The following is a 20006-nucleotide window of genomic DNA, read 5'->3' as shown; positions in this document are numbered from 1 at the left end:
TATGAACATTAATGTTCCATTTAAAAATAATATTATTCCGGATACTTATGCTAAAAAAGCAAGAGAGACAAACAAGGGATATGCTGTTAAGTCTTTTCCTTTTGAGATAAGTGATATTCCAGAAGAAACCAAGAGTTTGGCCTGGACTTTTGTAGACTATGATTCTATTCCAGTATGCGGTTTTGCATATATTCACTGGATTGTGGCTAATGTTAGCCCTACGACAGAGACTGTTCCTGAGGACTTTGCCAGATTGGATAAGGATCATCTGCAAGGAAAAAACAGCCTAGTATCTCGTTTTTTAACAAGAGATTATTCGGATATGGAAGAAGGCTATCTGGGGCCTTATCCTCCTGATAAGGATCATCTTTATACTTTAAATGTTTATGCTCTGGATAAGGAATTATCTTTAAAAAAGGGTTTTTATCTCAATGAACTTTTACATGAGCTGGAAGACCATGTCATTGAGAAGGCTAAAATAGACTTGGTTGGTAAATTTTAATTTTTTGCTTTTAAACCGTTTGTCATAAGGTAGTGTAAAGAGAAAGGAAGCATATGAAACATTCAGCTTGGCATGACTTGATAAAAAAAGAGCTCCCTGAAGGCTATTTTGCTCAGATCAACCGATTTATGGATACTGTTTATGCACAAGGTGTCATTTATCCGCCGCGGGAGAAAGTTTTCAATGCGATTCAAACAACAGCTTTAGAAGATGTCAAAGTGGTGATTATTGGTCAAGATCCTTATCATGGCCCTAATCAAGCGCAAGGACTGTCTTTTTCTGTACCAGAACAAGTGCCTGCACCGCCGTCTTTGCAGAATATTCTGCAGGAATTGGCTGATGATATTGGTCAAAAGAAGAGCCATGATTTGACATCTTGGGCTCGGCAAGGGGTGCTTTTGCTAAATGCCAGTCTAACGGTACCTGAGCATCAGGCTAATGCACATGCCGGCGGAATTTGGGAACCTTTTACTGATGCCGTCATCAAAGTGGTCAATCAAAAGGAGACACCTGTTGTCTTTATCCTTTGGGGCGGTTTTGCCCGTAAGAAAAAGCAGATCATTACAAATCCTATCCACTATATCATTGAATCTTCTCATCCCAGCCCTTTATCGGCTTATCGAGGTTTCTTTGGCAGCAAACCTTTTTCCAAAACGAATGCTTTTTTAGAATCTAAAGGACTAAAAGCTATTGATTGGCTCAAATAATAAGGAGGAATTTATGTTATTGATTAAAAGCGGCCGTGTTATTGATCCTAAGACAGGGTTTGACCAAGTCTCAGATATCCTGATTGATGGCAAGAAAATTGCCAAAATAGCTGAAAATATCGAGGGTAACTATAATCAGGTTATTGATGCAAAGGGAATGGTTGTTGCTCCGGGTTTGGTAGATATTCATGTCCATTTTCGTGAGCCAGGACAGACACACAAAGAAGATATTCATACAGGGGCTTTGGCAGCAGCGGCCGGAGGTTTTACAACAGTTGTTATGATGGCTAATACAAAACCTACGATTTCTGATGTAAAAACCTTAACTGAAGTCTTAAAGCGTGCTGCTAAGGAAAAGATCCATGTTAAATCAGTAGCGACAATCACTAAGGGATTTGACGGAGAGCATCTAACAGATTTCAAAGCCTTGTTAAAGGCTGGAGCTGTAGGTTTTTCAGATGATGGCATTCCTTTGACAGATTCCAAAATCGTTAAAGAAGCCTTAGATTCAGCTAAGGCAGCCAATACTTTTATCAGCTTACATGAAGAAGATCCTGCCTTAAATGGTATTTTAGGTTTTAATGAGCATATTGCTGAAAAAGAATTCCACATTTGCGGAGCAACCGGGGTAGCAGAGTACAGCATGATTGCGCGTGATGTGATGATTGCTTATGACAGGCAAGCACATGTTCATATTCAGCATTTATCAAAAGCTCAAAGTGTTAAAGTAGTAGAATTTGCTCAGCATTTGGGTGCCCAAGTCACTGCAGAAGCAGCCCCTCAGCATTTTTCAAGTACAGAAAATTTACTTCTCAGTCAAGGAGCTAATGCCAAAATGAATCCACCTCTTCGGCTGGAATCTGATCGTTTGGCAGTTATCGAAGGTCTTAAGTCAGGTGTTATTTCAGTTATTGCAACAGACCATGCCCCTCATCATTGGGATGAAAAAAATACAGAGGATATTACTAAGGCTCCTTCTGGTATGACAGGCCTTGAAACTTCTCTGTCTTTGGGCCTAACGCACTTAGTGGAAGAAGGACACTTGACTCTCAGCCAGCTGTTAGAAAAAATGACTTTAAATCCTGCTGAACTTTATGGCTTTGATGCTGGTTACCTAGCTGAAAATGGGCCTGCCGATATTCTTATCTTTGAGGATCAGAAAGAACGCGTCATTTCCAATCAATTTGTTTCTAAAGCCTCTAATTCACCTTTTATCGGCACTGCCCTAAAAGGGCAAGTTCGCTATACAATCTGTGATGGACAGATTGTATACCAAGCTTAAATAAAAAAATTTTATGCTAAACTAATAAAAAAGCGTCTTATGATAGCCAATCCAGGGTTAGTTTTTATCTAACATTAATGGGAATGGCACCTATAAGACGCTTTTTATTTTGCTTTATGCTGTTTGGTGATATTGAGTCCAAAAGGGACTAAATTTTCTTCCTTATTTTTGATGCGCTTGATATTTTCGATATGCCGTATGATAATTAAACCAGAAGCTGCTACCACAATAATGGTAAAGGTAAGATCATAGCTATCCAATAAAAAGTGAAAGGCCGGGAAAAAGAGAGCTGTAGCAATAGCAGCGATTGAAACAGTAACACTGGCAAAAGAAATCATGCTGCTAAGATAAAGAGCAAGGCCAAAGATAAGTAAAAGAAAAATTAAGTAAATAGGGGCATATCCCAGCAATACCCCAGCACTGGTTGCAACAGCTTTGCCGCCTTTAAATTGTGCAAATAAGGGGAAACTATGTCCAATAATAGCAAAGACTCCAATCAGCATAGGAGAGACAGATGTGACATGAAAAATAATAGGCAGACTTGTAGCGATTGTACCTTTTAAACAGTCTAAAATAAAAGTAACAATTCCTGCTTTGGCTCCTAGGACACGAAAGGTGTTAGTCGTACCTGTATTGCCGCTGCCATAATCACGGAGGTTTTTTCCATAAAAAAGTTTGCCAATCCAAAGTCCGCTGGGAATGGAACCAAGGAGGTAAGCTATAATGATAAAAACAAAAACTTTCATAAAAAATATTATAGCATAGAAAATAAAGAAGAACGATTTATTTTGCAAAAATGACAAAAAACTTGTAATATAAAATGGATGAAAAAATCTGGAGGTCCAATTGGCTAAGAAAGAAATAACAATTAATAATTATGATGATACTGCCATTCAGGTTTTAGAAGGATTAGATGCTGTCCGCAAGCGGCCTGGAATGTATATCGGATCTACAGACGGGATGGGGCTGCATCATCTTGTCTGGGAAATAGTAGATAATGCTGTGGATGAAGCGCTGTCAGGCTTTGGAGATCAAATTGACGTTATCATTAATAAAGATGGAAGTCTAACGGTGTCCGACCATGGCCGCGGTATGCCTACGGGTCAGCATGCTATGGGGATTCCGACTGTTGAAGTTATCTTTACGATCCTTCATGCTGGCGGTAAATTTGGGCAAGGAGGCTATAAAACTTCAGGCGGTCTGCATGGTGTGGGCTCTTCTGTTGTTAATGCCCTGTCATCCTGGTTAGAAGTTGAAATTACGCGTGATGGCTCAGTTTACAGACAGCGTTTTGAAAATGGCGGAAAGCCAGTAACGACTTTAGAGAAGATTGGAAAAGCTCCCAAAACACAGTCAGGAACCAAGGTAACCTTTATGCCGGATGCTAGTATTTTCTCAACGACTAATTTCGTTTATAATACCATTGCTGAAAGGCTCAACGAATCCGCTTTTCTTCTTAAAAATGTTACTTTGACTTTAAAAGATGAACGTCCGGAAGAAGCAGAATATGCTGTCTTTCACTATGAAAACGGTGTTCAGGACTTTGTAGGATATCTCAATGAAGATAAGGAAACCCTGACACCAGTCATTTACTTTGAAGGAAATGAATCTGATTTTCAAGTAGAGGTTGCTCTGCAGTACAATGATGGTTTCTCAGACAATATTCTCTCTTTTGTCAATAATGTCCGTACCAAAGACGGCGGAACGCATGAGACTGGGCTCAAATCAGCTATTACGAAAGCTATGAACGATTATGCTAGAAAGACAGGCCTGCTCAAGGAAAAAGATAAGAATTTAGAAGGATCAGATTACCGCGAAGGCTTATCTGCTGTCCTTTCTATCCTTGTTCCAGAAGAGCATTTGCAGTTTGAAGGACAAACCAAAGATAAGTTAGGCAGTCCTCTAGCCCGTCCGATTGTGGATGGTTTGGTTTCAGATCAGTTGACCTATTTCCTTATGGAAAATGGCGAATTGGCTGCCAATCTTATCCGCAAGGCCATTAAAGCGCGCGATGCCCGCGAAGCAGCCCGCAAAGCCAGAGACGACAGCAGAAACGGCAAGAAAAACAAGAAAGACAAGGGCCTTCTTTCCGGAAAACTGACTCCCGCCCAATCTAAAAATCCTAAGAAAAATGAACTCTATCTAGTCGAAGGAGATTCTGCCGGCGGCTCAGCCAAGCAGGGACGTGATCGCAAATTTCAGGCTATCCTCCCTTTGCGCGGTAAGGTGCTCAATACCGCCAAGGCTAAGATGGATGATATTATTAAAAATGAAGAAATCAATACCATGATTTATACTATCGGCGCTGGTGCCGGTCCTGATTTTAAGGTGGAAGATGCTAACTATGATAAAATCATTATCATGACCGATGCCGATACCGATGGAGCTCATATTCAGACCCTGCTTTTGACTTTTTTCTATCGCTACATGAGACCGCTGGTTGAGACAGGACACGTCTATATTGCTCTGCCTCCCCTTTATAAAATGTCTAAAGGCAAGGGAGCCAAAGAAGTAGTTGAGTATGCATGGACCGATCAAGAACTTGAAGACCTCCGCAAAAAATTTGGCAAGGGAGCCATTCTCCAGCGTTATAAAGGTTTGGGAGAAATGAATGCTGACCAGCTCTGGGAAACCACCATGAATCCCGAAAATCGAACTCTTATTCGTGTAACGATCGAAGATCTCGCGCGTGCCGAACGCCGTGTCAATGTTCTCATGGGCGATAAAGTCCCACCCCGCCGCAAATGGATCGAGGATAATGTTAAGTTCACCTTGGAAGAGAATACGGTGTTCTAGATTATGGAGAGAATATGGGAAAAAAGCAAGATAAAAAGAATTCGTTAGAGAATCAACGACAGGAATTGTTGAAGTCTGAAAGTAAAAAGTTTCAGAGGATGGAGAAAACTAACCTTAATGAGTATAGAGTAACTCTTACTAATCCAATTGAAATTAAAAAAGATAAGGTGGGATTATGGTCCAAAATTAAATCTGAATTGACGATTGGGCTATCCATTGTAGCTTTGTTAGTTTCCTGTTTTAGTGTCTATAAAACAAATAAAAGAAATGATTATCTTGAAACCACAAACTTTAATATTGTTCAAAATTTTTGGCAAGAACATCCAAGTTACACACTATACAATGAATCACAAAAACCGTTAACTTCACCACCACAACCCAGCTACTACCTATATATCCCTGCTAAGTTATACTATATATTTAAGGATGGGACACGATACTCAAGTCTAATCCTGTTACCCGTTTCCTACGAAAATGTTATTTCGCAAACAAGTACGGGGAAAACTATTGATGAAATTGAGACTTCAGTACTTTCTAAAAACTTTTATGGGAAGTTGGGAAATCGAGATTTACGAAGTAAAATTTATGGGAAACCGGGTAAGGATAATGTCGCATTTGAATTGCGGGTGTATCCCTTTTTGGCAATTGCAACTTATATAGAATATTCTTATAAAGATAATCCTAAAAAGATTATGACCGAAAAATTTATTACGACACCTTGGAATAAGGAGAAGTTGACAGATGATAGATTTTTAGATTTAGAAAATTATACTAGAAATATTGCACACTTTCCGGAGAATGAGGTCGTTGTTAAAGGGAATGAGAATGTATATGATTCAGCATTTAAATATTTAGAATCCCAATTTAATAATTTGCTTCCGATGTTTTTTTCTGGATTTAGAACAGAAGAAGACCAACAAAGATTTTATGCGCTGATAGGGACTAAGTGGGATATGACATATGACCCCGATAAAGATATAGCAGAGTATGCCAAACCAAGTAGAAATAATTTTAATTCTCTAGGAAGAAAGCTATCAGATAAAGTTATTCCAGCAAAAGATCCTCTATACCCAAACTATTAATTGAAGTCACTAGACAAAAAGAAATTAAAAAGGATAATAAAAAATGTCCAACGTACAAAACATGTCCTTAGAGGACATCATGGGAGAGCGCTTTGGCCGCTACTCCAAATACATCATTCAAGAGAGGGCTTTGCCAGATATTCGTGATGGCCTCAAGCCCGTACAGCGCCGGATTCTTTATTCTATGAATAAAGATGGCAATACGCATGATAAGGGTTATCGTAAATCAGCCAAGTCTGTCGGTAATGTCATGGGGAATTTCCATCCGCACGGGGATTCTTCCATTTATGATGCTATGGTGCGTATGAGTCAAGATTGGAAGAATCGTGAAACTCTGATTGAAATGCACGGGAACAACGGTTCCATGGATGGTGATCCTCCAGCAGCCATGCGTTATACGGAGGCACGTCTATCAGAGATTGCCGATTACCTGCTTCAAGACATTGACAAAAACACTGTGCCTTGGGCTTGGAATTTTGATGATACTGAAAAAGAACCCACTGTTTTACCCGCAGCTTTCCCTAATCTTTTGGTCAATGGCGCAACAGGAATTTCTGCGGGCTATGCGACTGATATCCCGCCGCACAATTTAGCAGAAGTGATTGATACCGTTATTTACCTCATTGATCACCCATCAGCTAAACTGGATAAGCTCATGGAATTTTTGCCTGGACCTGATTTTCCAACAGGAGCTATCATTCAAGGTAAGGATGAAATTCGCAAAGCTTATGAAACAGGCAAGGGACGTGTTGCTGTCCGCTCACGAACAGCAATTGAAAACCTTAAAGGCGGTAAAAAGCAGATTGTAGTAACAGAAATTCCTTACGAAGTGAATAAGGCTGCTTTGGTTAAGAAAATTGATGATGTTCGCATCAACAATAAAGTTCCAGGTATTGCTGAAGTTCGCGACGAATCTGACCGCCAAGGCCTCCGTATTGCCATTGAGTTAAAAAAGGATGCTGATGAGCAAACTATCCTTAATTACCTCTTCAAGTACACCGACTTACAGATCAATTACAACTTCAACATGGTGGCTATTGATCATTACACACCGCGGCAAGTGGGCATTATCCCTATGCTGACTAGTTATATCGCCCACCGTAAAGAGATTATTGTCGAGCGTTCCAAATTTGACAAGGAAAAGGCTGAAAAACGCCTTCATATTGTTGAGGGGCTCATTCGGGTTATTTCCATTTTAGACGAAGTGATTGCCCTGATCCGCGCTTCGGAAAATAAGGCTGATGCTAAGGAAAATCTAAAGGTCAGTTATGAATTCTCAGAAGAGCAGGCAGAGGCTATTGTAACTTTGCAGCTGTATCGTTTGACCAATACGGATATTGTGACTTTGGAAAATGAAGAAGCCGAATTGCGTGAGCGCATTACAACTCTCAATGCCATTATTGGCGATGAAGGCACTATGTATAATGTCATGAAACGTGAACTGCGTGAAGTTAAAAAGAAGTTTGCTAGTCCTCGTTTGACAGAATTGCAGGCTGAAACTCAGACCATTGAAATTGATACAGCCAGTCTTATCGTGGAAGAAGAAACTTATGTCAGTGTCACACGCAGCGGTTATATTAAACGGACTAGTCCACGTTCTTTTAATGCTTCTACAGTGGAAGAATTAGGAAAACGAGATGACGATGAGCCCATTTTTATTCAAAGCGCAAAAACAAGGCAGTCATTGCTTTTATTTACCAATTTAGGGAATGTCATTTATCGGCCAGTTCATGAGTTAGTTGACATTCGCTGGAAGGATATCGGAGAACATCTCAGTCAAAGTATCACCAATTTTGCGACAGATGAAGAAATTCTTTATGTAGATCTAGTAAATCATTTTGAAGAAGGTACTTACTATGCTGTTACACAGCAAGGTCAAATCAAAAGATTTGAGCGTAAGGATCTGGCACCTTGGCGCAGTTATAAAGTCAAATCGGTAAAATATGCAAAACTTAAAGGAGAAGACGATAAAGTCATTGCCCTATCACCAATTTTGCTAGATGATGTTATGCTGCTAACTAAGAGAGGTTACGCCCTTCGCTTTAATATTGAGGAAGTACCAGTTGTTGGAACTAAGGCAGCAGGAGTAAAGGCCATTAATCTTAAAGACGGTGATACAGTAGCTAGCGCTTTTATCTCAAATACGGATAGTATTTATATCTTAACGCAGCGCGGCAGCCTCAAACGAATGGCCACAGATGTTATTCCAGTAAGCAGCCGGGCAAACAGAGGTTTGCAGGTTTTACGTGAATTAAAATCCAAGCCCCATCGTATTTTTCAAGCCGGTCCGGTCTTTTCAGAGGGAGAGATTGATTTATTTACAACAGAAGTGCATGAACAAGAAGAGTTATTGGAGATTACCTCGCAAACTTTTGCTAAATATGTGGTCAATTTAGCCCAACTCACTCTTTCTGAACGTACCAGCAATGGCTCCTTCGTATCGGAAAAAATTTCTGATCAAGGTGTCTTATCAGCTAAGATACTGTAAGAAACAAAAGCAATTAAGAATAGTTAATTTGAAAGAGTAATGGATATGACTAATAGGAGCATTTGTTTACAGCAGCAATAGATCATGAACTGTATTAATCATTGCTTATTAGACAAGTGGAGTCAAAAACTTTCTTTGACTCCATATTTAAAGGAATTGTCAGAATCTTATGAAAAGTGCTTGAAAATTTTAAGAAAAGGCGTAAAATAGAAAAAAATGAAGAAAGAAGGACATAAAATGACAGTAGATTTGGATTGGGAAAATCTAGGATTTGAATATCGCAAACTTCCATTTCGCTATATTTCTTACTACAAAGACGGAAAATGGGATGCAGGCCGATTAACAGAAGATGCAAAGCTTCATATTTCAGAAGCTTCTCCTTCTTTACATTATGGGCAGCAGGCTTTTGAAGGATTGAAAGCTTACCGTACTAAAGATGGTTCTGTTCAGCTGTTTCGCCCCGATATGAACGCTCAGCGCTTACAGCGTACAGCAGATCGCCTCTTAATGCCGCAGGTTCCTACGGATAAGTTTATTGACGCAGCAAAACAAGTTGTCCGTGCTAATGAAGATTTCGTCCCTCCTTATGGTACAGGCGCAACACTTTATCTACGTCCTCTTTTAATTGGTGTTGGAGATATTATCGGTGTTCATCCTGCGGATGAGTATATTTTCACCCTTTTTGCTATGCCTGTCGGCAATTACTTCAAAGGAGGTTTGGCTCCGACGAATTTCTTAATTCAAGATGATTATGACCGCGCTGCTCCCCATGGTACGGGGGCAGCAAAAGTTGGCGGCAATTATGCTGCTAGTCTTTTACCGGGTAAGGTTGCGCATGATCGTCAGTTTTCAGATGTCATTTACTTAGATCCTGCAACACATACTAAGATTGAAGAAGTCGGCTCGGCTAATTTCTTTGGCATTACTAAAGATAATGAATTCATAACTCCTCTTAGTCCTTCTATTTTACCTTCTATTACTAAATATTCCCTTCTCTATTTGGCAGAAAATCGTTTTGGCTTAAAAGCTATTGAAGGTGATGTTTACATTACTGATTTAGACAAGTTTACTGAAGCTGGTGCCTGCGGCACAGCAGCAGTTATTTCGCCAATTGGCGGTGTTCAGCACGGTGATGATTTTCATGTTTTCTATAGCGAGACAGAAGTTGGGCCAATGACACGAAAACTTTATGACGAACTAACAGGAATCCAATTTGGTGATGTAAAAGCACCAGAAGGCTGGATTGTCAAGGTTGATGACTAAAAAGAAAAGATAGCGAATATTGTTAGTCAGCCAGCCACTGTATTCTTAGTACTTGAGAAATTAGAACTAGACTTTCTGTCTAGTTTCTTTTGTTTTATGATCAGAAAAAGAAAGGTAATTTTTTATTCAGGCTTGCACCAATAGTTTTTTTTTAATAGAATAGAATGGCGAGGTGAAAAATATGGGAAAGAAAGATAAAAAAATAGAAGTACAGCTTGTAGATAGCAATGTAAAAGTAAATAAGACAGAAGTAGAAGGCTATCAGCTGATGATTGGAAAAAGGTTAGTTGGTGAAATTGCTGAGATTGATGGTAAATTTGCTGTGGTCAAAGACAAAGAAGTTTCTGATTTTCATAAAAATTTAGAGACAGCTATTGAAGCTGTGATCGGAGCCTATAACTTGAACAACTAAAATCAGAAAAAGCCTTGATTTTCAAAATAACTTATGTTAGAATTGACTTTGTTGTCAACGGAAGGGTAGCGAAGAGGCTAAACGCGGCGGACTGTAAATCCGCTCCTTCGGGTTCGGGGGTTCGAATCCCTCCCCTTCCATCCTAAGATATAAAGGGTGATGAAACGCAAAGTGAAAATAGAAAGATGAAACTTTAATCATGAAAGTTTAGAGGAGATCTACCGTTTTTCACACAGTGTTTAGTTTAACTTTATCTTAGAAGAACTAATCATTGGGGTATAGCCAAGCGGTAAGGCAAGGGACTTTGACTCCCTCATGCGCTGGTTCGAATCCAGCTACCCCAGTTAAGAGGTATTAGATTAATGTGTCTAAGACCGTCAGAGATATGCGTCTTGTTGTTTGTCCTTTCGGGTTACCTTGTGAAAATATATTGTTATCAAGAAATAAATCTTCTTTATTTCTTGTTGGAGGTTTTTTTAGAATGAATGAATTTGAAGATTTGCTAAACAGTGTTAGTGAAGTAAATCCTGGTGATGTTGTAACGGCTGAAGTTTTAACTGTAGATAGTGAACAAGCAAACCTTGTGATTGAAGGAACAGGTGTTGAAGCTGTTTTGACCCTTCGGGAATTGACAAATGACCGTAACGCTGATATTAATGATTTGGTTAAAGCTGGTGACAAAGTAGAAGTTCTTGTCCTTCGCCAAGTTGTTGGTAAAGATACAGATACTGTTACTTTCCTTGTCTCTAAAAAGCGCTTAGAAGCTCGTAAAGCTTGGGATAAGCTCATTGGCCGTGAAGGTGAAGTTGTTACTGTAAAAGGGACTCGTGCTGTTAAGGGCGGCCTTTCAGTTGAGTTTGAAGGACTTCGTGGATTTATTCCTGCATCAATGATTGATACACGTTTTGTACGTAATACTGAAAAATTTGTTGGCCAAGAATTTGATGCTAAAATCAAAGAAGTTGATCCTGCAGAAAATCGTTTTATTCTTTCTCGCCGTGAAGTAGTGGAAGAAGCTGCTGCGGAAGCCCGTAAAGAAGTTTTCTCCAAACTTGCTGTTGGAGATATTGTTACAGGTACTGTTGCACGTTTGACAAGCTTTGGTGCTTTCATTGATCTTGGTGGTGTTGATGGCTTAGTTCACGTTACAGAATTATCACATGAACGCAATGTTTCGCCTAAATCAGTCGTAACCGTTGGTGAAGAAATCCAAGTGAAAGTACTGGCTATTGATGAAGAAGAAGGCCGTGTTTCACTTTCTCTTAAAGCAACTACACCTGGACCTTGGGATGGTGTTGAACAAAAGCTTGCTGCAGGCGATGTTGTTGAAGGTAAAGTAAAACGTTTGACAGATTTTGGAGCTTTTGTTGAAGTGCTTCCTGGGATTGATGGCTTAGTTCACATCTCGCAGATCTCACATAAACGTGTTGAAAATCCTAAAGATGTACTTTCTGTGGGACAAGATGTTAAGGTTAAAGTTCTTGACATTAACACAGCAGATGAACGCGTCTCACTTTCTATTAAAGCACTTGAGGAACGTCCAGCACAAGAAGAAAATAATGGTGAAAAACGCCAGTCACGTCCGCGTCGTCCTAAACGTCAGGAAAAACGTGATTATGAACTTCCAGAAACTCAAACTGGATTCTCAATGGCAGATTTGTTTGGTGATATTGAATTATAAACTTTAGGCTGAAAAAGTAAGTAAAAGCTTTTTCGGCTTTTTATTTACTTATCTTAAAAATGGCATTTGAAAGGAGCTTAAAACTACGAGTTAAGCCTTATTTATAAAGTCTTTTTTTATTATTTATAGTCAATATAGGCTATCTTATGGTATAATTATTGTTAGCCACCTTTAGTGTAATGGATATCACGTAAGATTCCGGTTCTTGAGATGGGGGTTCGATTCCCTCAAGGTGGATTAGCATTTGATTTAGTGAAAAAAGGGAGTAGGACAAAGTTATAACTTTGTCCTACTCCCTTTTTGAAATTCAAACTGAAACAATTCATTCTTCTGACTGGTTCTTTCTCCTTTAAGAATTATTTAAAAAAGAATTCAACAATTTTGCTGCCATAGATCCAAAAATAGCTATAGGCAATAATAGACAGTGGTTTTGTGATAATTAATATTGTTGTAAAACGTTTGAGACTCATGCTTGTTAAGCCAGTTATCATGACCATAATATCTGCGGGTGAGACAGGGGATAGCATAGAAAAGATAAACAGTTTTTCATAAGTATCGCTTTCTAATTTTGCTTCATATTTATAGAATGTTTCTTCTTTCATAAATAGTAAAATAAATTTGCGTCCAAACCATTTAACAAGTAGAAAGAGAATGACACTTCCTATTAAAATGCCTATATAATTGAGGATAAATCCTGTCCATGTTCCAAAAATAAGGAATCCTGCAACAGTAGTGACTCCACCAGGAATAACTGGGAAGACAATTTGGAAAATTTGAACTAAAATAAAAATCAAAGGGCCTATGACTTTATGTCTTTGGACCAAATCTTTTAGAGCATTGCTATCGTTTAATATACCTAATTTGTAAAACCATATGACAAGGACAACTGAACCTATTATGGCTAAAATTCCCAAAAATTGAATGATTTTTTGGGTCATTACAAAGTGTTTACTTAATTTCTCTTTCATATTACTATCATACCATATTCAAACTGTATTTTGCTATTTTTACTGTATTTTGCTATACTTAAGTATGTATAGCTTATTTGGGGTCGTTACGGATTCGACAGGCATTATGAGACTTATTTTGCGACTCATCAAGCGGATGTAAAACGCCAGTTAAATATAACTGCAAAAAATAACAATTCTTACGCAGTAGCTGCCTAAAGCAGCCTGTGTGACCCGATTCGGATTGCTTGTGTCTGATGACCGGTCTTATTTATAGCAAGCTACGGTACAATCAGGTCTAGGGATTTTACAAGAGATTAATAGACTCGTCTGGCTTTGGCCTGAGCTATGTGTCAAAATCAGGTTAAATTAAGACATAGCCTATGGTTGTAGACAAATAAGTTGGCAGGTGTTTGGACGTGGGTTCGACTCCCACCGACTCCATAAAAATAAAGAAGCTTGAGATAATGATAACTGCAGCTGCATGTTGAAAAATGTTATTCAGCTGATGGAAACAGTGCTTATCCTCAAGCCTTTTAATTTTACTGGATATTAAGCTTATTTTTAATAATATAGTGGGTTCCAAAATAAAAGAAGAGACTATAAATTATGTGAATCATAATCTTCACAGTTAAGTGATAATACCCATTGGTGCTAGATACGATATCTATACTATTGCCATTGCTTCCTAGGAGAAAATCGAGAGAACTGCAAATAATAGAAATAAGGAAATAAAAGACAATAGCGAATAAAATGCGATTATCTAAGAATAACTGCCCTAATGAAGCAGCAAAATAAATTCCTAAAATGCAGGAAATAATGCTTACTAAAAGAGAAAGGGAAACCAAGAAAGAAGCAGGGTTGAAGAGAGTATTAAAAAGATCGGATAGACCGTTTGATAAATAATGAGAACGTAAAGCTGAACCAAGCCAAGGAGCAACCAGCAAAAAGACACTAAATAAAGAGACAAAACAACTGCAAATAATCCAGATCAAAGCTGCCGCTAATTTAGATAAAAGAATATTGTGAGTTGAGACAGGTAAGGTTAAGGTAAGGTAGCCTTCTCTACCAAAAATATTGTTATAAAAACGACGAATAATGAGCAATAAAGTCGCGATAAAGATGGTTATAAAAACAGCCAGCAGCAGGCTAAACAAAAGAGAAGCGAATACCCCTTGAACGTTGGAATTAAAATCAGCCCTATAATCAGAAGAACCAGAAAATGTTATGTTAAACCTAAGCCAAATGCCTAAAAAGAGAGAAAGGGCAATAGCTAGTCCATATAAGCCAAAGAACCAGCTGCCAACTGATTTAAATTCATATTTTAATAATTTTCCAAACATATTATCCTCCTAAATTAAGCTTTGAATTGTTCTCTGAAGATTTGATCAATTGACTGTGCCTGTTGCTCACGCAGATCATCCGCATTTTCCTGCAAAATAATGTTACCTTGATTGATGAAAATAACTTCATCTAAGATTTGTTCAATATCAGCAATCAAATGTGTGGAAATCAGTATGGAAGCATCTTCGGAATAATTATTGATAATTGTTTTTAGAATGTAATCCCGGGTAGCAGGGTCTACACCGCCAATGGGCTCATCTAAAATATAAAGTTTTGCTTTGCGGCTCATGACGAGAATCAGCTGGACTTTTTCTTTATTGCCTTTAGAGAGGCTTTTAAGTTTTTCATCTTGGTCAATAGCTAGGTCTTCCAAAAGCTGTTCAGCCTTTTGTCTGTCAAAATTAGCATAAAAATCTTCAAACAGGCGCAAAATATCCCGAACTTTCATTTTATCATTAAGGTAAGTGGTATCTGGCAGATAAGAAATGAGAGACTTACTCTCTGGACAAGGCCTTAACCCATTCACTACAATTTCTCCTTTGGTAGGCTGTAAAAGACCATTAGCTAATTTAATCAGTGTTGTCTTGCCGCTGCCATTTGGTCCAAGTAAACCAATGATTCTTCCTTTTGGCAGTTTTAAAGAAATGTCATCCAAAGCAGTTTTATTTTTGAACTTTTTAGTAACATGATGCAGTTGCAGCAAAGGTAATTCTTTTGTCATTTCATCTCTCCTTTAATGTAGTGATCCAATACAGAAGACAGATCGTTTTTATCAAAGCCGATAATTGTCATCTTGGTGATGAAGCTTTGCAGTTCAAACTGAGCTAGTTTATGGCGCACCTTTTCAATTAGCGCTTTATCTTCTGTAACAAAGCGTCCTGAAGTCCTAACAGAGAAAACCATCCCTTCTTGCTCGAGCGAAATAAAAGCACGCTGCATAGTGTTGGGATTAACTCCGGCTTCTTCGGCTAAATCTCTGACTGTAGGAAGCTTCTGTCCAGGCTTTATTTCCTGGCTGATAATCTGCATTTTAATATGATTAGCAATTTGGAGATAAATAGGTGATTTTTCATCAAATTTCCAGGCCATCTGCTCTCCTTTCTAAATAAATAGATGTATAATTGTGTTATGTATATAATACAATTATAAAAATATATTGTCAAGCATTAATTTATATTTATTCAATAAAGTATTAATATTAAATATTCTGAGAAGAGGATTTTTTTAATTTATAGTATAATAAAAATCAAGAAGTTGTTAAGGAGAAAAGAGCGATGTTTGCCCAATTGGCTACGAAAACAGTTTATTCTTTTATGGATAGTTTAATTGACATCCCTTCATATATTGAACGTGCCAAGAAATTAGGTTATCGTCAAATTGGTATCATGGATAAGGATAATCTTTATACAGCTTATCATTTTATTGTTAAAGCTCAAAAAGCAGGGCTGATCCCTATTGTCGGATTAGAACTGGACGTTTTCCTTGAAGGGCAAGAAACATCTCTTTATTTACTTGCTCAAAATACAGCAGGTTATCGCAATCTTATGAAGATTTCTACCTTAAAAATGACTGGCTATGATTCTTTTTCAGATTTTGAAGAATATTTGGAAGGCATTCAGCTTATTATTCCTTATTCAGATAGTATTGATGATATTTCTATTTCCCTTCCTTATTATATTGGTGTGGATTTAGATACACCTCAAAGAAACTTTTCTAAAAAGATTCTTCCTATTCACAAAGTGAGCTATTTCCAAAATGAAGATACAGAAACTCTTCAGATGTTACATGCTATTCGGGATAATCTTCCCTTAAAGGATGTTCCGCCTGTTGCTAAAAACCAATTTTTACTGCCTGAAAAGGAAATCTCTGATTTATTTAAAGAGCGCTTTCCAGAAAGTTTGACCAATCTTGAAGAAGTCTTATCAGATATTTCTTATCATTTTGATACAGATCTAAAACTACCTCGTTTTAATCGCGAGAAATCTGCAGTAGATCAGCTAAGAGAATTATCTGAACAAGGTTTACGAGAAAAACAGCTTTTTTCTTTAAAGTATAATCAGCGATTGAATGAAGAATTAGCTATCATTCATAAAATGGGTTTTGATGACTACTTTTTGATTGTTTGGGATTTATTGCGATTTGGTCGCAGCCGAGGTTATTATATGGGTATGGGACGCGGTTCGGCTGCTGGCAGCCTTGTTGCTTACGCCCTAGATATAACAGGGATTGATCCTGTTGCTAACAATCTGCTTTTTGAGCGCTTTCTGAATGAAGAGCGCTACAGCATGCCGGATATTGATATTGATCTGCCAGATATCTACCGTAATGAATTTCTGCACTATGTACGAGATCGTTATGGTTCGACACATTCTGCTCAAATCGTTACATTTTCTACATTTGGAGCTCGGCAAGTTATTAGGGATGTTTTTAAAAGATTCGGCGCTACAGAATATGAACTGGGCAATTTAACCAAGAAAATCAGTTTTCGTGATAGTTTAAGAAGTGCCTATGAGAAAAATATAGCTTTTCGTCAGCTGATTAATAGTAAAGCAGAGTTCCAACGAGCTTTTGAAATTGCTAAAAGGATTGAAGGAAAACCGAGGCAGACTTCAATACATGCTGCTGGAATCGTTATGAGCGATGACAATTTAACAGATCATATTCCTCTGAAATCTGGTGAAGAAATGATGATCACTCAGTATGATGCATCAGCTGTAGAAGCTAATGGATTGCTGAAAATGGACTTTTTGGGATTAAGAAATCTGACCTTTGTTCAAAAGATGCAGGAAAAAGTTGCAGCAGACTATGGCGAAAGTTTAGATATTTCTTCAATTAATCTTGAAGATAAAGAAACACTGGCATTATTTGCAGCGGGAAAAACGAAAGGCATTTTTCAGTTTGAGGCTGCAGGAGCCATCAATCTTTTAAGGCGTATTAAACCTTCTTGTTTTGAGGAAGTTGTCGCAACAACGAGTCTTAACAGGCCGGGAGCCAGTGATTATACTGAAAATTTTATCAGAAGAAAGTACGGCCGTGAAAAAATTGATCTGATAGACGAATCGGTTGCTTCTATTTTGGAGCCAACTTATGGTATTATGCTCTATCAAGAGCAGGTTATGCAGATTGCTCAGGTATTTGCAGGTTTTACTTTAGGGAAAGCTGATTTACTCCGTCGGGCTATGTCAAAGAAGAATGCCGATGAAATGCAGAAAATGAAAGCTGATTTTTTAGTTGGGGCCAAACAACTTGGCAGAGATCCAAACATTACACAAGATCTTTTTTCCAGAATGGCAAAATTTGCAGGCTATGGTTTTAACCGCAGCCATGCTTATGCCTACTCAGCCTTAGCTTTTCAAATGGCTTATTTTAAGACGCATTATCCAAAGGTTTTCTTTGATGTTTTATTAAATTATTCTAGCAGTGCTTATTTAACAGATGCTTTGGAAGCTGAATTTAAAATCAGCCCTTTATCAATTAATACGATTCCTTATTTTGATAAAATTGAAGATAATCATATCTATCTAGGCTTAAAGAATGTTAAAGGCTTGATGAAAGATTTTGCTTACTGGATTATTGAAAATCGGCCATATACAGGTATTGAAGATTTTATGACAAGAATGCCTGAGAAATATCAAAAGGCGGATATCTTAAAACCGCTCATCCAAATTGGCTTGTTTGATTTATTTGATAGCAATCGTCAGAAAATAATTATTAATTTAGAGCATCTGTTTACTTTTGTTAATGAATTAGGAAGCTTGTTTGCAGATTCTTCCTACAGTTGGATAGAAGCAGAAGATTACAGTAATGCTGAAAAATATCAATTGGAACAAGAGATTATCGGTGCAGGAATCAGTCCGCATCCTTTGGTTGAGATTGCTAAGACTTCTTCAGAAAATTTTACAGCTATTGCTGATATTGTTAAAGATAGTGAGGTTACTTTGTTAGGCCAGATTGAATCGATCAGAGTTATTCGAACCAAATCTAAAGGCGAACAGATGGCCTTTCTGAGTGTTACGGATACAAGGAAAAAGATAGATATCACCCTGTTTCCTGAAAGCTATCAAAAATATAAAAAGATATTGGCTGAAAAGAAGATCTTTTTCTTTACTGGTAAAATTCAAGAACGTGATAACCGTCTGCAGATGATTTTGAATTTTCTAAAACCGGCTTCTGCGGAGAAATTCTGGATCAAGATGCAAAACCATGATTATGATGCTGAAATCTCTGCTATTTTAGCAGCTAATCCTGGGGATATTCCTGTGGTTCTGCACTATGCAGATACTAAAGATACTTTTCAAAGTACACGCTATTATGTAGCTAAAACTCCAGAATTGGAACGTGAGCTAGAAACATTAGCAATGAAAACGGTTTTTCAATAAAAAATGGTAAAAATTAGCCATTTTAAAGACTATTGTGCTATAATAAGAACGTTAGATTAATAAAAGGAGTATCAGGTAGAATGAAACGTATTGCTGTTTTAACCAGTGGCGGAGATGCCCCTGGTATGAATGCTGCCATTCGCGCAGTTGTTCGCAAAGCAATTTCAGAAGGAATTGAAGTCTACGGAATCAATCGAGGATACGCTGGTATGGTTGAGGGAGATATTTTCCACTTGAACGCTAAAGATGTTTCGAACATCCTTAATCGCGGGGGAACTTTTCTGCAGTCAGCTCGTTATCCAGAGTTTGCCCAGCTTGAAGGCCAATTGGCTGGTATTGAGCAGTTGAAAAAGCATGGTATTGAAGGTGTTGTGGTTATCGGTGGAGATGGTTCTTATCATGGAGCTATGCGCTTGACTGAACATGGCTTTCCAGCTATAGGACTGCCAGGAACAATTGACAATGATATTGTTGGTACGGATTATACTATTGGCTTTGATACAGCTGTTGCAACTGCAACTGATGCTATTGATAAGATTCGCGACACTGCTTTTAGTCACGGTCGGACATTTGTTGTTGAGGTTATGGGACGCAATGCAGGTGATATTGCGCTTTGGTCAGGTATTGCTGCTGGAGCAGATCAAATTATTGTTCCAGAAGAGGAGTTTGACATTAAAGAAGTGGTTGCAAAGGTTCAGAATGGTTATGACAATAAAGGTAAAAATCATCATATCATTGTGGTAGCTGAAGGTGTTATGAGCGGTGAAGAATTTGCAGCTAAAATGAAAGAAGCTGGAGATACCAGTGATTTGCGTGTTACAAATCTTGGCCATATTGTTCGAGGAGGTTCACCAACTGCACGTGATCGTGTCATTGCTTCATGGATGGGAGCACATGCTGTTGACCTTCTGAAAGCTGGTTATGGAGGGCTTGCTGTTGGTATCCATAATGAAAAACTTGTTGAAAGTCCAATTCTTGGTACCGCTGAAGAAGGAGCATTATTTAGTTTGGGAGAAGATGGCAAGATTATTGTCAATAACCCACACAAGGCTCGCCTTGACTTTGCTGAATTAAATCGTTCATTGGCACATTAATTAAGTTCAAATTGTTAAATTATCTATAT

At 38.1% G+C, this 20006-nt stretch carries 16 protein-coding genes, 3 tRNA genes and 1 other RNA gene; 15 read left to right on the top strand and 5 right to left on the bottom strand.

Going from position 1 to position 20006, the window contains the following annotated elements:
* Nucleotide 1: 1 nt before the first annotated feature.
* The 3 genes from STRMA_RS03805 to STRMA_RS03795 are packed head-to-tail and all read left to right on the top strand — an operon-like array spanning nucleotide 2 to nucleotide 2491.
* A complete protein-coding gene (locus STRMA_RS03805) occupies nucleotides 2-502 on the top strand; it encodes a YbhB/YbcL family Raf kinase inhibitor-like protein (RefSeq protein WP_003081595.1) in 501 nt (166 codons plus the stop codon).
* A 53-nt stretch (nucleotides 503-555) separates the two neighbouring features.
* Complete coding sequence (locus STRMA_RS03800) at nucleotides 556-1209, top strand: uracil-DNA glycosylase (protein WP_003081202.1); 654 nt, start codon at nucleotides 556-558, stop codon at nucleotides 1207-1209.
* A 13-nt stretch (nucleotides 1210-1222) separates the two neighbouring features.
* Nucleotides 1223-2491: a dihydroorotase gene (locus STRMA_RS03795; RefSeq protein WP_003078875.1), complete on the top strand. Its 1269-nt coding sequence runs from the start codon at nucleotides 1223-1225 to the stop codon at nucleotides 2489-2491.
* Between the two features lie 104 nt (nucleotides 2492-2595).
* Here STRMA_RS03795 and plsY read toward each other — a convergent pair whose 3' ends face one another.
* The gene (gene plsY, locus STRMA_RS03790) at nucleotides 2596-3237 is read right to left on the bottom strand and encodes a glycerol-3-phosphate 1-O-acyltransferase PlsY (protein ID WP_003079957.1); all 642 of its coding nucleotides are present in this window, start codon (nucleotides 3235-3237) and stop codon (nucleotides 2596-2598) included.
* A gap of 100 nt (nucleotides 3238-3337) precedes the next feature.
* On the opposite strand from plsY, the gene parE reads away from it, so the two are divergent.
* The 9 genes from parE to STRMA_RS03745 all read left to right on the top strand — a co-directional run bounded on the left by parE (nucleotide 3338) and on the right by STRMA_RS03745 (nucleotide 12450).
* Nucleotides 3338-5287 carry a DNA topoisomerase IV subunit B gene (gene parE / locus STRMA_RS03785; RefSeq protein WP_003081773.1) on the top strand — a complete coding sequence of 650 codons (1950 nt, stop codon included), beginning with the start codon at nucleotides 3338-3340 and terminating at the stop codon, nucleotides 5285-5287.
* A gap of 14 nt (nucleotides 5288-5301) precedes the next feature.
* Entirely contained in the window at nucleotides 5302-6369 is a 1068-nt protein-coding gene (locus tag STRMA_RS03780; RefSeq protein ID WP_003081386.1) for a hypothetical protein, read from the top strand.
* Between the two features lie 43 nt (nucleotides 6370-6412).
* Nucleotides 6413-8857 (top strand): DNA topoisomerase IV subunit A, encoded by a 2445-nt coding sequence (gene parC, locus STRMA_RS03775; RefSeq protein ID WP_040841508.1) that lies wholly within the window; start codon nucleotides 6413-6415, stop codon nucleotides 8855-8857.
* Nucleotides 8858-9073: 216 nt separating this feature from the next.
* The gene (locus STRMA_RS03770; protein ID WP_003079034.1) at nucleotides 9074-10120 is read left to right on the top strand and encodes a branched-chain amino acid aminotransferase; all 1047 of its coding nucleotides are present in this window, start codon (nucleotides 9074-9076) and stop codon (nucleotides 10118-10120) included.
* Nucleotides 10121-10301: 181 nt separating this feature from the next.
* Nucleotides 10302-10532, top strand: coding sequence for a DUF2969 domain-containing protein (locus tag STRMA_RS03765; protein WP_003078604.1), 231 nt, complete (start codon nucleotides 10302-10304; stop codon nucleotides 10530-10532).
* A 59-nt stretch (nucleotides 10533-10591) separates the two neighbouring features.
* Nucleotides 10592-10672 (top strand) — tRNA-Tyr (locus tag STRMA_RS03760).
* 132 nt (nucleotides 10673-10804) lie between these two features.
* Nucleotides 10805-10876, top strand: a tRNA-Gln gene (locus STRMA_RS03755).
* 137 nt (nucleotides 10877-11013) lie between these two features.
* Nucleotides 11014-12213, top strand: a complete 1200-nt coding sequence (gene rpsA, locus STRMA_RS03750; RefSeq protein ID WP_003078667.1) for a 30S ribosomal protein S1 — start codon at nucleotides 11014-11016, stop codon at nucleotides 12211-12213.
* A 165-nt stretch (nucleotides 12214-12378) separates the two neighbouring features.
* A tRNA-Arg gene (locus tag STRMA_RS03745) sits at nucleotides 12379-12450 on the top strand.
* Between the two features lie 119 nt (nucleotides 12451-12569).
* Here STRMA_RS03745 and STRMA_RS03740 read toward each other — a convergent pair.
* Nucleotides 12570-13181, bottom strand: a complete 612-nt coding sequence (locus STRMA_RS03740) for a TVP38/TMEM64 family protein (protein ID WP_003080300.1) — start codon at nucleotides 13179-13181, stop codon at nucleotides 12570-12572.
* Nucleotides 13182-13260: 79 nt separating this feature from the next.
* Here STRMA_RS03740 and ssrA point away from each other — a divergent pair.
* Nucleotides 13261-13607: a transfer-messenger RNA gene (gene ssrA, locus STRMA_RS09445) on the top strand.
* Between the two features lie 95 nt (nucleotides 13608-13702).
* On the opposite strand, the gene STRMA_RS03735 is transcribed toward ssrA, so the two are convergent.
* From STRMA_RS03735 to STRMA_RS03725, 3 genes are read right to left on the bottom strand one after another with little or no spacing between them, the layout of a single operon-like run.
* Nucleotides 13703-14503: a hypothetical protein gene (locus STRMA_RS03735; protein WP_003082275.1), complete on the bottom strand. Its 801-nt coding sequence runs from the start codon at nucleotides 14501-14503 to the stop codon at nucleotides 13703-13705.
* Nucleotides 14504-14517: 14 nt separating this feature from the next.
* Complete coding sequence (locus tag STRMA_RS03730) at nucleotides 14518-15225, bottom strand: ABC transporter ATP-binding protein (protein WP_003079893.1); 708 nt, start codon at nucleotides 15223-15225, stop codon at nucleotides 14518-14520.
* Complete coding sequence (locus STRMA_RS03725) at nucleotides 15222-15593, bottom strand: GntR family transcriptional regulator (protein WP_003080709.1); 372 nt, start codon at nucleotides 15591-15593, stop codon at nucleotides 15222-15224. Before STRMA_RS03725 ends, STRMA_RS03730 begins: the two co-directional genes overlap by 4 nt.
* A 185-nt stretch (nucleotides 15594-15778) precedes the next feature.
* On the opposite strand from STRMA_RS03725, the gene STRMA_RS03720 reads away from it, so the two are divergent.
* Together STRMA_RS03720 and pfkA are read left to right on the top strand one after the other, a co-directional pair.
* A complete protein-coding gene (locus tag STRMA_RS03720) occupies nucleotides 15779-18883 on the top strand; it encodes a DNA polymerase III subunit alpha (protein WP_003078884.1) in 3105 nt (1034 codons plus the stop codon).
* Nucleotides 18884-18963: 80 nt separating this feature from the next.
* A complete protein-coding gene (gene pfkA, locus STRMA_RS03715; RefSeq protein WP_003081280.1) occupies nucleotides 18964-19977 on the top strand; it encodes a 6-phosphofructokinase in 1014 nt (337 codons plus the stop codon).
* Nucleotides 19978-20006 lie beyond the last annotated feature (29 nt).

This window comes from Streptococcus macacae NCTC 11558 (genome assembly GCF_000187995.2).
Classification (GTDB): Bacteria; Bacillota; Bacilli; order Lactobacillales; family Streptococcaceae; genus Streptococcus; species Streptococcus macacae.
The sequence above is the reverse complement of the archived record's forward strand: the minus strand, read 5'-3'. Positions and strand labels throughout refer to the sequence as shown.